Below are 14988 nucleotides of genomic sequence, written 5' to 3'. Positions count from 1 at the left end.
GTCGCGATCACGAATTCGCAATTTGAAATTCATCCGACTCATCCGGTTTTTGAGGGGACCGTACCCGTGACAAATATTCATCGCTCGCTCGTCCTGGGCTGCTCTGCCATCGCTCTGTCCGCTTGCGGCGCCGACGAAATCGTTTCGCCCGGCACCGGCGGCAACATCACGATCAACAATCCGCCGGCAACGCCTGCTCCCACCCCGACCCCGACGCCGCCGCCGTCGACCGTGACGCCGGCAAATGGCTGTCCGACGATCAGCGACCCGCAGGGACTGACCGATGATGGCACGATCACGGGCCCGACCGGCGAATACCGGGTCTGCACGCTGCCCTCGCGCATCAACGCCAGCATTACCCTCCCCTATATCGAAGGCCTGCTTTATCGCATGAACGGCCGCGTCGACGTGGGCACCGACGGCGGCCCCGCTCCCGACGCTAGCGACGGTCTTTCGGATACCGATGTCGAGCTGACCATAGAGCCGGGCGTGATCATCTATGCCTCGGGTTCGAGCTTCCTGAACGTCAACCGCGGCAACACCATCGAGGCGAACGGCACGGCCACCCGCCCGATCATCTTCACCAGCCGCGACAATGTCATCGGCATCAATGGTGCGAACTCTTCCGGCCAGTGGGGCGGCGTCGTCCTTTCGGGCCGCGCTCCGGTCACCGACTGCATCGCTTCGGGCGCAACGCCGGGCAGCGTCAACTGCGAACGCCAGGTCGAAGGTGCAGCCGATCCGGCCATCTTCGGCGGGGCGACCCCGGGCGACAGCTCGGGCAGCATGAAGTTCGTTCAGATCCGCTATTCGGGCTTCGTCCTTTCGGGCGACAACGAACTTCAGTCGCTGACCACTGGCGGCATCGGTTCGGGCACGACGCTGGAAAACATCATGAGCTACAACAGCTCGGATGACGGCGTCGAATTCTTCGGCGGACGCGTGAATGTGAAGAACATGATCGTGGTGGGCGCTGAAGACGACAGCATCGACACCGACACCGGTGTGAAGGCAAACCTGCAGTATGTGATCGCGATCCAGCGCCCGGGCGCCGGCGACACGATCATCGAAGCCGATTCCGACAACGCCTTCAACGATTCGACACCGCGTCAGGACACGCGCATCTCGAATGCGACCTTCGTTCACCAGAAGGCCGACGATCAGGTAATCCGCATCCGCGGCTTTGCGGACTACCGCATCGCCAACTCGGTCGTCGTCTCGGCTAACGACACGCCCTGCCTGCGCATCGATGGCCAGGAAGAGCTGACCCGCGCAGCCAATGGCGCCATCGACGAAGCCGGCCCGGTCGCCTTCGACTCGCTGGTTCTCGACTGTGCCACGCCGTTCCGCGACAGCTCTGGCGCTACTGCGGCTGAAATCGGCGCGGTGTTCGATGCAGGCACCAACAACAACTCCGCCTTCGTCAACCTGCTGTCGATGCTGTTCGTAAACGGATCGAACGAAAATGCCGTGCCGGTTTTCGATGTTACCGCATGGTCGAGCTTCTTCGAGCTGCCGAGCAACATCGGCGCGGCCTTCCCTGGCAACGACACCTGGGTGAACGGCTGGACCTGCAACTCGGCGACGGTGACGTTCGATAACGCCGTGTCGGGCTGCGACAGCCTGCCGGTCTACAACTGATCGCACAAGCCGGGCGGGGGCGGCGCTTTCACGCGCTGTCCCCGCCCTCACATCTTTCGAGGCCGATGCCTCAACCTGTTTCGACCTAGTCTTCAAGGGGGTCATCAAATGTCCACTGGCAAGCAGCTGGCAGGGCTGCTCCTGCTCTCAACCGCCCTAACCTTCCCGGCAGCCGCCCTGGCGCAGAGCACGGGCGCCGAAGGCCCGCCGCCGACCGAGGAAGAGGTTCCCGACGAGGAATTGACCGACGACATTGCCGATGTCGAAGAGCAGGCCCAGCCCGACATCTCCGTCCCAGGCGTTTCGATCATCGTTACGGGTCGCCGCCAGCGCGACGTGACCCGCTCTTCCAGCCAGGTCATCACGGTTCTCGACACCGAGAGTATCGCCCGTACCGGTGAAGGCGACATCGCTGGCGCGCTTGGCCGCGTCACCGGCCTGTCTACCCAGGGCAACGGTCTTGTCTATGTCCGCGGTCTCGGTGACCGATATTCGCTCGCCCTGCTCAACGGCCTGCCCCTGCCCTCGCCCCAGCCGCTCAGCCGCGTGGTGCCGCTCGACATCTTCCCGACCAGCGTTGTCGCCTCCAGCCTTGTCCAGAAGACCTATTCGGCCAACTTCCCCGGCGAATTCGGCGGCGGCGTGATCAATCTCACTACCCGCGCCATCCCGACCGAAAGCTTCCTCACCGTATCCGCGTCGATCAGCGGCGACAGCGAAACCACGTTCGGACCGGGCTACAGCTATTACGGCGGTGATTACGACTGGACCGGCTTCGACAATAGCCGCCGCGACGTTTCGAACTACAACGCGTTGCAGGGCTTCTTCGACAGCGGCGCCCGCATTGGCGACGATGACGTCGACCTGCAGGGCATCCTCGGCGACCTCAACGATCCCAACCTTATCCTCGTACAGAAGCTGGGCGATGTTCCGGCCAATTTCTCCGGCGGCATTACCGCAGGGACGGCAGTCGACGTTTTCCAGGACGGCCAGTTCGGCGTTATCGCCACGGCGTCTCTCAGCAACAAGTGGCGCAACCGCTTCATTACGCGCCAGACCGCAGTCAACGAGGCACTGGATCTCGATACCGACTTCGACCAATTCGTGACGGACAACCGTATGCTGGCGAACGCCATGCTCGGCTTCGGGCTGGAGGTGGGACAGCACAAGTTCCGCCTCACCAACCTGTTCATCCATGACACGCTCAAGCGCGCCTCGCTCGCACGCGGGATCGACTTCCAGGACGATGACGAGGAAATCATCCAGGACACCTCGTGGTTCGAACGCCAGCTCTTCAACACGCAAGGCGTGGCGGAACTGAAGTTCGGCGACCTGTCGATCGACCTGCGCGGCGGCTATGCCCAGACCAAGCGCGAGGCCCCGTTCGAGTACGAGTTCACCTACGTACGCACCAATAACGAGAACGACCCGCTCGGCGGCATTTTCCTCAACACGCTGGACCCTCAGCGCGGTGGTGCGATCGTCGGCTTTTCGGATCTCAAGGAAGACCTCTACTACGGCGGCGCCGATGTCGGCTATTTCTTCGCCGATTGGCTGAGCGCGACGGTGGGTTACGCCTATACCGACACCAGCCGTTTCTCGACCCGGCGCGAGTTCGATATCCGCGCCTCCAGCGCCTATCCCGATGCGTTCGGCGCGTTCCGCCCGGACAACCTGCTGGGCGATGCGCTGATTGCGCTGGGCTTCGATCGCGATGCGCAGGAAGGAGCCGGCATCGGACCATTCGAGTACAACATCTTCGAAACGACCCAGAGCGACCCCGCATTCGCCGCCGACCTCGAAATCAATGCGGCCTACGCCAAGCTAGCAATCACACCCTTCGATGTGGTCGCCCTGGATATCGGCGTTCGCTACGAGGATGCGAACCAATCGGTCCAGGCGGTCGAGGTTTTCGCCGAACCGCTGGGTTCCACCAGCGGCACATCGCTTTCGAACGACTACTGGCTGCCCGGCGGCACGCTGACCTGGGAAATCAGCGATGATCTGCAGTTCCGTGCCAGCGCATCCAAGACCATCGCCCGCCCCCAATTCCGCGAGCTGATCTTCCAGACCTATTTCGATCCGGAAACGAACCGCCAGTTCAACGGCAATCCGCGGCTGGTCGACAGCGAACTGATCAATGCCGAGGCGCGTTTCGAATATTATTTCGGCGCCGGCAGCCGCATCAGTGCGGCAGGCTTCTACAAGGATATCGAGAACCCGATCGAGATCTTCACCAGCTTCTCCGACAACGATATCATCGCGGGCTTCGCCAACGCTCCCAAGGCGCAGCTCTACGGTGGCGAGTTCGAGATCGAGTGGAACTACGACCTCTACGACCTGGGAGACTGGTTCGACAGCAAGCGCTTCGTGGCGATTGCCAACTACACCTACACGCAATCGGAAATCTCAGTCGCCGAATACGACATAGCGTCGGTTTTTCCGTTCGCAGACCAGCCTGCGACCAACTTCTTCGACGACGGTGTTCCGCTGACCGGCCAGTCCGACCATATCGTCAATTTGCAGCTGGGCCTCGAGGACCTCGACCGCCTCAGCCAGTTCACCGTGTTGGTCAAATATGCCAGCGAACGCGTGACCAGTCGCGGCGCAGGGCCCCTGCCCGACATCATCGAGGAACCGGGTCTGCAGCTCGACTTCGTGGCACGTCAAGGTTTCGAAGTCTTCGGCAGCGAGCTGGAACTCAAGTTCGAAGCTCGCAACCTTACAGGCACCGACCACGAGGAATTCCAGACCAACGGCGAAAAACGCATCGACGTGAACAGCTACCAAGTCGGGCGCAGCTTCAGCCTCGGCGCATCGCTCAAATTCTAGGACTACCAGCTCCCAACGGAAAAGGGCCGCCTCTCGATATGGGAGGCGGCCCTTTTTCTCTTATCCGGTCGCTGATCAGTGGCTGTCGTAGACGTAGCCCAGCGACCTGACTGTACGAATGGGTTCGCCCGCACCGGCCGCGCGCAGGGCGCGGCGCAAGCGACCGATCCACACGTCCACCGTTCTTTCGTCGATCGGCGGCTCCTGCTTTCCGAGTCCCTCGATCAGATCGTCGCGCGAAAGGACGCGGTCCGCATTTTCCGCGAAATAGCGCAGCAGGCGGAATTCGTTCGGGCGGAGCGATATGGGCTTGTCCGCCCAGCGGGCCTGAAGCGCATCCATGTCGATTTCCAGCTCGCCGAGGGTAAACGTCTTGAGCGCTGCCGTTCCCGAGCGTCCTGTTCCCAGGGCCAGCACCCGATCGAGCACCGTGGTACGGTCAACCGGGCCAACGATATAATCGTCCGCACCGGCGGCCAGCGCGCGCCGCTTGTCTTCCGCATCGCAGCCTTCGAGGATCATCGTGATGTGGGCAGAAGATGTACGAGGATCGGCCCTCAGCCGGCGGCACATTTCGAGGCCGGACATGTCCGTAAGCACCCAGTCGATGAAGGCGCAGATTGGTCCTTCGATTAGACGTCCGGGCCCGGCAGGCGTCAGGCGCCCGAAAACATATTGCTCATCGCCATGGTCAAAATCGCCGAAGATGTCCCCGTCATCGCCGGTCATCAAGATAGTGGTTACGCTCACCCGCGAAGTCCTTAAGCCCCAGTATTTGAGGAGTGATGGCGGCGCGATGTGACTGCCATATGACCGGTTTTCGCAGGCTGTAACAAAACGGCGCCCGCTTCGATCTCGAAGCGGGCGCCGTCATGATTTTCCTGGTGTGGGAGAGGCTTAGGCGGCCTCTTCCTTCTTCTTCTTGCCGCCGTGGACCTGGATCGGATCCTTCTTGCCTTCGACGACATCGGCATCGATTACAATTTCCGTGACGCCGTCCATGTCCGGCAGGTCGAACATCGTGTCGAGCAGGATGCCTTCGACGATCGAACGGAGGCCGCGGGCACCCGTCTTGCGCTTGATCGCCTTCTCGGCGACGGTCTGGAGAGCGTCTTCCTGGAACGTCAGCTCTACGTCCTCGAGTTCGAACAGCTTCTGGTACTGTTTGACCAGCGCGTTCTTCGGTTCGGTCAGGATGGTGACCAGAGCATCGACGTCGAGGTCGCGCAGGGTCGCGATGACAGGGAGACGGCCAACGAATTCCGGGATAAGCCCGAACTTCAGCAAGTCTTCCGGTTCGCCCTTTTCGAGCAATTCGCCCACGCGGCGCTTGTCCGGATCGGCGACATGCGCGCCGAAGCCGATCGAACGCTTCTGCAAGCGGTCGGCAATGATCTTTTCCAGGCCTGCGAAGGCGCCGCCACAGATGAACAGGATGTTCGTCGTGTCGACCTGCAGGAACTCCTGCTGCGGGTGCTTGCGGCCGCCCTGAGGCGGAACGCTGGCGGTTGTGCCTTCCATTAGCTTGAGCAATGCCTGCTGGACGCCTTCACCCGAAACGTCGCGAGTGATGGAAGGGTTTTCCGCCTTGCGGGTAATCTTGTCGATTTCGTCGATGTAAACGATGCCGTGCTGCGCCTTCTCGACATTGTAGTCGGACGACTGGAGCAGCTTGAGAATGATGTTCTCGACGTCCTCGCCCACGTAACCCGCTTCGGTCAGCGTGGTCGCGTCGGCCATGGTGAAGGGAACGTCGAAGGTGCGCGCCAGCGTCTGCGCCAGCAGCGTCTTGCCCGAGCCGGTCGGACCGACGAGCAGGATGTTCGACTTCGCCAGCTCGACATCGCCGGCCTTGCCGGCATGCTTCAGGCGCTTGTAGTGATTGTGCACGGCGACCGAGAGGACGCGCTTGGCGCGGTCCTGGCCGATCACGTAATCGTTCAATGTAGCGAAGATTTCCGACGGGGTCGGGACGTCGCCGTCCTTCTTGCCCGAAATGCCGGCCTTGGTTTCTTCGCGGATGATGTCGTTGCACAATTCCACGCATTCGTCGCAGATGAACACGGTCGGTCCCGCGATCAGTTTGCGAACTTCATGCTGCGATTTCCCGCAGAAGCTGCAGTACAGCGTGGATTTGCTATCGGTTCCGCTCAACTTGGTCATTTCCTGCTCTGCCCCGCTGGTCCGCCCACAGACTGGGATTCGCCGACTCTAGGCCGGTGCGGGTTTGGGTCAATATCCTAGGTAATTCCATCCCCTTGCCACAAACTGAAGCGGCAAGGTTGCTCAATTCCTACGACAATTTCGCAACAGTCCGGCAGCGGGACGGAAAATCCGCGCCGATCGGCACTGTTTATTCGGGCGCGCCGCCCGAACCCTTGTCTTCGTCCTTGGTCGGCTCGTCGTCGCCTTCGTTTTCCGGGCGCGCCTCGAAGACCTTGTCGACGATGCCGAATTTCATGGCTTCGTCGGCCTCGAGGAAGGTGTCGCGATCCATTGCCTTTTCGATGTCGGTCAGGCTCTGGCCGGTGTATTTCACATAGAGATCGTTCATCCGCTTGCGGATGCGCAGGATCTCGCGTGCCTGGATCTCGATATCCGATGCCATGCCGCGTGCACCGCCCGAAGGCTGGTGGACCATGACGCGGGCATTGGGGAGCGCGATGCGCATGCCAGGCTCGCCCGCGGCCAGCAGGAAGCTGCCCATAGAGGCAGCCTGGCCGATGCAGACCGTCGACACGCGCGGCTTGATGTACTGCATAGTGTCATGGATCGCCATGCCTGCAGTCACAACGCCGCCCGGCGAATTGATGTACATGCTGATCGGCTTGGAAGGGTTTTCACTTTCGAGGAACAGCAGCTGCGCCACGATCAGCGAAGCCATCGTATCTTCGACCTGGCCGGTCACGAATACGATGCGTTCACGCAGCAAGCGGCTGAAAATGTCGAACGCGCGTTCGCCACGGCTCGATTGCTCGACAACGGTCGGCACCAGCGCCCCCGTCACGGGATCGCGGGAAAACTGGCCTTGGGTGCCGTGTGCATCGTCGCCGAACAGGTTGATCATGAAATTCCTCGTATCGATTGGTTCGCGTCTATGTCGCGATAGCTGCCGCGATGTTCAAGGCTTTTAACCACGGCTCGCGCGACTACCGCCAGCCGCACGCCGTTCGTCGGACGCAAATGCCGTTCGTCGGGCCCGGCGAGTCCTTCGTCGATGCCACGTTCCACCCATCGCCTACGTTTGTAAACGAAAAGCATGGAGAGGAAACCAAAACCCTTGTATAACAGATATTTATTTCTCTGTGGTTGCGCTGTGATTGCGATGTCGGCTGCCCCCGCCATTGCCCAGGAAGCAAGTGACGATGCAGCCCCGCCGCCGAGCGAGCCTGCACCGCAGAACACCGGTTCGCGCGTATTCGAGCCTGCCTTTTTCACACAGTTTGCCCCGCGCAATGCGCTGGACATGGTCAGCCGCATTCCCGGTTTCAGCATCTCGGGTGGCAATGACAACGGACAACGCGGCCTGGGCCAAGCAAACCAGAACGTCATCGTCAACGGAGAGAGGTTTTCCAGCAAGTCGGACAGCCTGCGCGAGCAGCTTGCACGCATCCCTGCCGACGACGTGATCCGGATCGAATTGGTCGACGGCAACACGACCGACATTCCGGGCCTCACAGGGCTTGTGGCCAATGTCATTTACGAAAGCACTGGGCCTTCGGGCCAGTTTCGCTGGAACACGGGCTTTCGCGCTTACAATACCGAGGCCCAGCTGTTCGGGGGTGAAATCTCCCTTTCCGGTAGCAGTGGACGACTGGATTACACCGTTTCGCTTTCCAACGATAACAATCGCTTCGGTGCGGACGGTCCCATCCTCGTCTTCGGACCGGACGGTTCCCTGATCGAGGAGCAATATACGAAATTTTCCGGCGGATTCGACAACCCCAAGCTGTCGACCAACTTCACCTATAATTTGAGCGAGAATGTTACCGCCAATCTCAACCTCAGCTATGGCGAGGACTTCCTGTTCCGCAACATTCCCGAAACCGGCACTCCGGTCATCGGCCCGATGCGCTTTCGAGACGTGCGCGAACGCGAAGACGGACCCGAATACGAGATCGGCGGAGATATCGAATTCCCGCTCGGCCCCGGCCGCCTGAAACTCATCGCACTCGAACGGTTCGAACGCGACAACTTCACCAATGACCTGATCGACACGTTCGACGACGATACCCCAGCCAACGGGTCGCGCTATCACCAGACCAACGGCGAAGGCGAGCGGATCGGCCGGTTCGAGTACGGTTGGTCGATGTGGGATGCCGACTGGCAAGTGTCCGGCGAAGCCGCATTCAACCGCCTCGACCGCGTTTCGGCACTATTCACGCTGGGTCCGGGCGGCGAGTTCGAGCCCATCCCCTTTCCCGGCGGGAACGGCGGCGTAAGCGAGGATCGCTACGAGGGTGCGCTCAGCTATTCCAAGAGCCTTTCGCCGACCCTTTCGTTGCAGGCGATCGCCTCGGCAGAGTTTTCGACCATCGAGCAGACCGGTGTCGCCGCCAATTCGCGCAGCTTCAAGCGGCCGAAGGGATCGCTTGCCGTGACCTGGAAACCCGAGGACGATCTCGACATCTCGATTACCGCGGCACGCCGCGTAAGCCAGCTGTCGTTCGGCGACTTCCTCGCGAGCGTCTCGCTCAACGATGAGAACGAGAACGGCGGCAATAACGAACTCGTGCCCTACCAGAGCTGGGATCTCGAGCTCGAGGTAAACAAGGGCCTTGGCAAATGGGGGTCCGTAAAGTTCGAAGCGCGCCAGGGCTGGTTCGAGGACTTCATCGACTGGTTCCCGCTCGATAACGGCGGCGAAGCGCGCGGAAATATCGGCAGCGCCGACCGTCTGCACTTGGAGCTGTCGGGCACGCTCAATCTCGACCCGCTCGGAATAAGCGGCGCCCGCGTCGATTTCGACGCGGTAAAGCGCTGGATGAGCGTGACGGACCCGTTCACCGGCGAAGATCGCGCGTTTTCCTACGACCTTATCGACATGATCGATGTGGATTTCCGCCACGATGTCCCGCGCACCGATTGGGCTTATGGGTTGAATTTGTTCTCGAACAATCCAGCAGGCTATTCGCGCAGGTTCGAAATCGGACGGGGCTGGGAAGGCCCGACGTTTGCGAACTTTTTTATCGAGCACAAGGACGTATTCGGGCTGACCGTCAGCGCTAATTACAGTAATGCATTCGGCGCACGAAACTACTTCTCGCGCACCGTCTTCGATGGTCCGCGCCCTGATGGCGACGTGCTCTTCAGCGAAGAAGTCGACCGCAGGATCGGTCCTATCTTCCGCTTCTCCGTAAGCGGCGACTTCTAGCTACATTTGCAAAGCCGGATCGCTGTGGCAGGAAGGCGCCATGACGCCTCGCCTCCTTAGCGCCGCTGCGCTGTTCGCAATTGCCACCCCGCTCGCAGCACAGGAGGTCGCGACGCCTCCTGCCAATCAATCGATGGATGTGTCGGAGCGTACTCCCGACGCGGCAGAGACGGCACGGCTTTATGCGCAAAGGATTGCCGCGCTCGACGATGCCGGGCCGACGCTCAATGCCGTCATCGCCTACGACCCCGATCCGGGCGACGAAGCACAGGCCATCAATGCGGCGAGCCTGCTCGCGGCGCGAACCGTGCTGGTGAAAGACAATATCGAAACCCGCGAGTGGCCCACGACAGCGGGCAGTCTTGCCCTTGTCGACAACATGACGGGGCGCGACGCACCGCTTATCGCGAACTTGCGGCGCGCAGGCGGGCTGGTGCTCGGCAAGACGAATTTGTCCGAATGGGCCAACATCCGGGACGATTCCTCGACCAGCGGGTGGAGCGCGGTCGGCGGCCTGACCCGCAACCCCCACGCCATCGACCGCAACAGCTGCGGATCATCCTCCGGAAGCGGATCGGCGGTGGCGGCGGGGCTTGCCTGGGCGGCGATCGGGACGGAGACCAATGGCTCGATCACCTGCCCGGCCAGCATCAACGGTATCGTCGGCTTCAAGCCGAGCGTCGGCCTCGTCAGCCGGACACACGTTGTGCCGATCTCCAGCACGCAGGACACTGCCGGGCCGATGACCCGAACGGTTGCCGATGCCGCGCTCTTACTTTCAGCTATCGCAGGCGAAGACGCCGCCGATGCGGCCACTGTCGGCGTTCCGCGGCGGGCAGACTATTTCAACGGGCTGACGGACTTCTCGCTTGCGGGAAAGCGGATCGGTGTAATGCGCAAGCAGATCGGAAATCGCGCCGATGTTGCCGAAGTCTTCGAACAGGCCCTGTCCGACCTCGAGAAAGCCGGTGCAGTGCTGGTCGACATCGAATTCGATGTGAACGGGCAGATGTACGAAGACAGCTTCACCGTGCTGATGTTCGAATTGCGCGAGGAGATGGGCAAGTACCTCGCTAGCCTGCCAGGCGAAAACCTACCGCGCACCCTCGCCGAAGTGATCGCGTTCAACAAATTCAACGCGGGCGAGGAAATGCGGTGGTTCGGTCAGGGCCTCTTCGAGTTGGCAGAAACGACTAGCGACCGCGCCGCCTATGAAAAGGCTCGCGAAAATGCCGTCAGGATCGCTGGGGAAGAGACGCTGGACGCGCTGCTGGCACAGTACGACGTCGAATTTCTCGTCGCACCCACGCGCGGTCCTTCCTGGACGAGCGATCTCGTAAACGGCGACAATTTCAACGGCAGCATTGGTTTCGGGTCACCCGCTGCGATCGCTGGATACCCTCACCTGACCGTGCCCATGGGAGCGATCGAACGCCTTCCGGTCGGCATCAGCTTCTACGGAGCAAAGTGGCGGGACTTCGACGTACTACAGGTTGGCGCGGCATACGAAGCGGTCCGGAGCGCTGAGATTCCGGAGCCATCCTTCCAAAGGTGGGAACCCGACAGCGGCGCCGAACAGTAGTAACGCATGGAATTCGATCCGCGCATCTTCATGTTCGCCGTCTTCGGGCTCGGCCTGATCCTGGCCGTATCGCTCGAAAAATGGCTGGCGCGGCTATGGCTCTCGCTGCCAATCGTCTATGTCGCAGCGGGGTATATCCTGTTCTCGCTGCCCCTGGGCCTGCCGCACATCAATCCGACCGTAGACGGGTTCGATGCCGTGGCGCTGGAATACGTGACCGAGTTCATCGTGATCGCGTCGCTCGCTGCGGCGGGGATCGCGATCGACAGGCCAGCGAACTGGAAGAACTGGCGCCAGATTTGGCCGCTCCTCCTTATCGCCATGCCGCTGACCATCCTCGCCGTGTCGTTACTCGGTTGGTGGGCGCTGGGACTTGCGCCTGCCTCTGCGCTGCTGCTTGGTGCAGCGATGGCGCCAACCGACCCTGTACTCGCGCGCAGCGTGCAGGTCGGCCCTCCCGGCGAGAACGAACGGCACGATGTGCGCTTTTCGCTGACGGTCGAGGCGGGTCTCAATGACGGACTTGCCTTTCCCTTCACTTACCTTGCGATTGCGGCAGTGGGCATGACATCGCTGGGCGCGTGGACGCTCGAATGGGTCGCGCTGGACCTGATCTGGCGGATCGTGGCGGGTGTTGCCATGGGCTGGATCGTCGGGCGCGCCGGTGCCTGGTACGTGTTCGAACGCGAAGCTGACGCCAAGATGGAAGACGTGGAGGAGGACGGGGACGTCGCGAAGCATCCCAAGTATTCGACCAGCGAGGGGCTCATCGTCCTCGGCACCCTGCTGCTCGGCTACGGCCTCGCCGAAATGGTGGAAGGGTATGGTTTCATCGCTGTGTTCGTAGGCGCCGTTACTGCCCGCCAGCGCGAAAATCGCAGCCGGTACCACAAGCTCAGCCACCACTTCATCGACCAGATCGAGCAGATCGTTCTCGTCGCCGTGCTCTTCAGTTTCGGTGCAATGCTGGCAAGCGGCGTTCTCGATGCCCTCACCTGGCCGGCGGCTTTGGTCGGCCTTGCCCTGATCTTCGTGATCCGCCCGCTCGCAGGCCTGCTGGCCGAGGCGAATTGCGACCTTCCCCTTGTCGGGAAGTTCGCCGTTGCCTTTCTCGGTGTGCGCGGGATGGGTTCGATCTATTACCTCGCATACGGCCAGAACCACGCCGACTTCGAGGGGCTCGACCTGCTTTGGGCGACCGCCAGTTTCATAATCCTGGTGTCGGTCGTCGTCCACGGCGTTCTGGCCGGACCGCTGATCCGGCACGTGGAGAACAAGCGCGCCCATATCCACGAAGGGCAGGACGATACGATCGATTGCCTCGGCCCCGATGAGACGCCGCTTACAGTAGAGAAGGCGAAGAAGGCCCTCTGATATCGAATAAAACAGAAGGGGCGGCAGGATCGCTCCCGCCGCCCCTTCGATCAGCTCAAACTATCGAGCTTATTTCTTTGCAGCAGCTTTCTTGGCCGGAGCCTTCTTGGCGGCCGGCTTCTTTGCAGCGTCTTTCTTGGCGGGGGCCTTCTTCTCGCCCTCGTCCTTCTTGGCAGCAGGCTTTTTAGCCGCGGCCTTCTTCGCTGGAGCCTTCTTGGCGGGCTTGTCGTCCGCCTTCTTGGTGTCCTTCTTGGCAGCGGCCTTCTTGGCCGGAGCCTTCTTCTTGGGCTTTGCCGCTTCTTCGCTCTCGTCCGCTTCGATCGCGGCTTCGAGTTCCTCGCGAGTCACTTCGCGTTCGGTAATCTCGGCCTTGTCGAAGAGGAAGTCGACGACCTTGTCTTCATAGAGCGGCGCACGCAGCTGGGCTGCAGCCATCGGTTCGGACTGAACGTACTGGATGAACCGCTCGCGGTCTTCGGCACGGTACTGCTGCGCAGCCTGCTGGATGAGCATGCTCATCTCGTTCGGCGTAACCTGAACGTTGTTCTTCTGGCCGATCTCCGACAGCAGCAGACCAAGACGTACGCGGCGTTCGGCGATCGAACGGTAGTCGTCCTTTTCGTCCTCGATTTCCTTCAGCATCGCTTCGGGATCTTCCGAACGGGCCGCTTCCTGCTGGAGCTGGGTCCAGATCTGTTCGAACTCGGCATCGACCATGCCCTGCGGCACGGCGAAATCGTGGCCCGAAGCAAGCTGGTCGAGCAGCGAACGCTTCATCTGGGTGCGGGTGAGGCCGGCAGTTTCCTGCTCGAGCTGGCCGCGCATCAGTTCCTTGAGCTTGTCGAGACCGTCGAGGCCGAAGTTCTTTGCGAACTCGTCATCGATCTTGGTTTCGCCCTCGACCTTCACCTGCTGGACGGTGACGTCGAACTCGGCCTTCTTACCGGCGAGGTGCTGCGCCTGGTAATCCTCGGGGAAGGTGACTTCGATGGTCTTCTTGTCGCCGGTCTTGGTGCCGGTCAGCTGCTCTTCGAAGCCCGGGATGAACATGCCCGAGCCCAGGACGAGCGGGGTGTTCTCTGCCTTGCCGCCTTCGAATTCCTCACCATCCACACGGCCGACGAAGTCGATGATCAGCTGGTCGCCGTCAGCGGCCTTCTTGGACTTGGCAGCGTCCTTGTAGCTCTTGTTGTTGTCGGCGAGCATCTTGATGGAGTCCATCACCTGCTCGTCGGAAACCGGAACGACCAGGCGTTCGATTTCGATACCGTCGGTCGAGGGTGCTTCGACATCGGGCAGGATTTCGAGTTCGACCGAGATTTCTGCGGCCTTACCCTCTTCGTAGCCTTCATTGAGCTCGACCTTGGGCTGCATCGCTGGACGCAGTTCGTTGTCGGCCATCACCTTGTCGACCGATTCGCGGATCATGTCGTTGAGCGACTGCGCATGGAGCTGTTCGCCGTGCATCTTGCGCACGAGATTCGCGGGAACCTTGCCGGGGCGGAAGCCGGGCATTTTCACCTGCGGGGCAATCTTCTTGACCTCTGCATCGACACGGCCGTCGATATCCTTGGCGGTCAGGGTGATCGTGTAGGCGCGCTTCAGGCCGTCGTTGGCGGTTTCTTTGATCTGCATGGGTTTGAGAACTCGTGACTTTCCAAGTGTCTAATAAGGCGCGAAGGCTGAACGTGTCCGCGACGGATTGGTGCGGGCGAAGGGACTCGAACCCCCACATCTTTCGATACTGGTACCTAAAACCAGCGCGTCTACCAATTCCGCCACGCCCGCTAACCCGAACGAAGCTGCGCGTTAGCGGCGCACGCCACGCGTATAGGCGCGTGCCTCTAGTCGTGTCGGGCGAAAAGGGCAAGCGCGGCGATGGACGCAGGAACAGCCTATGCACCGGGTTCGTTCGCAAGGAGAAAGGAAATGCGCATGAGTGATTACGACAAACCGGCTATTCCCCCCGCGACGCCGCCTGCGATCGACCCGGATGCCGATCCCAAGACCGCTCGCGAAATGGCGGAAGAAGGCGAACACGAAGGCGATGTCCTCCAGGACCGCGGCGCACCCAACGAGAAAGACAGGCAGGCGGAGGATCGCATGGGCGCGGCGATGGAAGGCGGCAGGGACGGGGCTCGCGAAATCGCGATGGACGCCGCCGTCATGCCGCCGGACTGACCGC

11 protein-coding genes and 1 tRNA gene are annotated in these 14988 nt (G+C 61.3%); 6 read left to right on the top strand and 6 right to left on the bottom strand.

Annotation, left to right across the window (positions count from 1 at the left end; translation table 11 throughout):
- Window positions 1–66 precede the first annotated feature (66 nt).
- Together CVE41_RS10660 and CVE41_RS10655 are read left to right on the top strand one after the other, a co-directional pair.
- Window positions 67–1641 (top strand): hypothetical protein, encoded by a 1575-nt coding sequence (locus tag CVE41_RS10660; RefSeq protein ID WP_100260633.1) that lies wholly within the window; start codon window positions 67–69, stop codon window positions 1639–1641.
- 108 nt (window positions 1642–1749) lie between these two features.
- Window positions 1750–4473, top strand: coding sequence for a TonB-dependent receptor domain-containing protein (locus tag CVE41_RS10655; RefSeq protein ID WP_100260632.1), 2724 nt, complete (start codon window positions 1750–1752; stop codon window positions 4471–4473).
- Between the two features lie 75 nt (window positions 4474–4548).
- Here the strand turns inward: CVE41_RS10655 and CVE41_RS10650 are convergent, their stop codons facing one another.
- From CVE41_RS10650 to CVE41_RS14910, 4 genes are all read right to left on the bottom strand, one after another.
- Complete coding sequence (locus CVE41_RS10650) at window positions 4549–5223, bottom strand: response regulator transcription factor (protein WP_232725663.1); 675 nt, start codon at window positions 5221–5223, stop codon at window positions 4549–4551.
- Window positions 5224–5370: 147 nt separating this feature from the next.
- Window positions 5371–6636: an ATP-dependent Clp protease ATP-binding subunit ClpX gene (gene clpX, locus CVE41_RS10645; RefSeq protein WP_100260630.1), complete on the bottom strand. Its 1266-nt coding sequence runs from the start codon at window positions 6634–6636 to the stop codon at window positions 5371–5373.
- 190 nt (window positions 6637–6826) lie between these two features.
- Window positions 6827–7540 (bottom strand): ATP-dependent Clp protease proteolytic subunit, encoded by a 714-nt coding sequence (locus CVE41_RS10640; protein ID WP_100260629.1) that lies wholly within the window; start codon window positions 7538–7540, stop codon window positions 6827–6829.
- On the bottom strand, window positions 7537–7953 hold the full coding sequence (locus tag CVE41_RS14910; RefSeq protein ID WP_232725661.1) for a hypothetical protein: 417 nt from the start codon (window positions 7951–7953) through the stop codon (window positions 7537–7539). The genes CVE41_RS10640 and CVE41_RS14910 overlap by 4 nt, the downstream gene beginning before the upstream one ends.
- Here CVE41_RS14910 and CVE41_RS10630 point away from each other — a divergent pair.
- From CVE41_RS10630 to CVE41_RS10620, 3 genes are read left to right on the top strand one after another with little or no spacing between them, the layout of a single operon-like run.
- Window positions 7940–9847: a TonB-dependent receptor gene (locus tag CVE41_RS10630; RefSeq protein WP_232725660.1), complete on the top strand. Its 1908-nt coding sequence runs from the start codon at window positions 7940–7942 to the stop codon at window positions 9845–9847. The genes CVE41_RS14910 and CVE41_RS10630 overlap by 14 nt on opposite strands.
- A 40-nt stretch (window positions 9848–9887) precedes the next feature.
- Complete coding sequence (locus CVE41_RS10625; protein WP_100260626.1) at window positions 9888–11429, top strand: amidase; 1542 nt, start codon at window positions 9888–9890, stop codon at window positions 11427–11429.
- Between the two features lie 6 nt (window positions 11430–11435).
- Window positions 11436–12803 carry a cation:proton antiporter gene (locus CVE41_RS10620; protein ID WP_100260625.1) on the top strand — a complete coding sequence of 456 codons (1368 nt, stop codon included), beginning with the start codon at window positions 11436–11438 and terminating at the stop codon, window positions 12801–12803.
- A 69-nt stretch (window positions 12804–12872) separates the two neighbouring features.
- Here the strand turns inward: CVE41_RS10620 and tig are convergent, their stop codons facing one another.
- Complete coding sequence (gene tig / locus CVE41_RS10615; protein WP_100260624.1) at window positions 12873–14438, bottom strand: trigger factor; 1566 nt, start codon at window positions 14436–14438, stop codon at window positions 12873–12875.
- Window positions 14439–14506: 68 nt separating this feature from the next.
- A tRNA-Leu gene (locus CVE41_RS10610) sits at window positions 14507–14591 on the bottom strand.
- A 147-nt stretch (window positions 14592–14738) separates the two neighbouring features.
- Here CVE41_RS10610 and CVE41_RS10605 point away from each other — a divergent pair.
- Entirely contained in the window at window positions 14739–14984 is a 246-nt protein-coding gene (locus CVE41_RS10605; protein WP_157799488.1) for a hypothetical protein, read from the top strand.
- The last annotated feature ends 4 nt before the right edge of the window (window positions 14985–14988 follow it).

The sequence above is a fragment of the Qipengyuania seohaensis genome, assembly GCF_002795865.1.
In the GTDB taxonomy this organism is placed as follows: Bacteria; Pseudomonadota; Alphaproteobacteria; order Sphingomonadales; family Sphingomonadaceae; genus Qipengyuania; species Qipengyuania seohaensis.
This window is presented reverse-complemented; position numbering and strand designations above follow the sequence as displayed.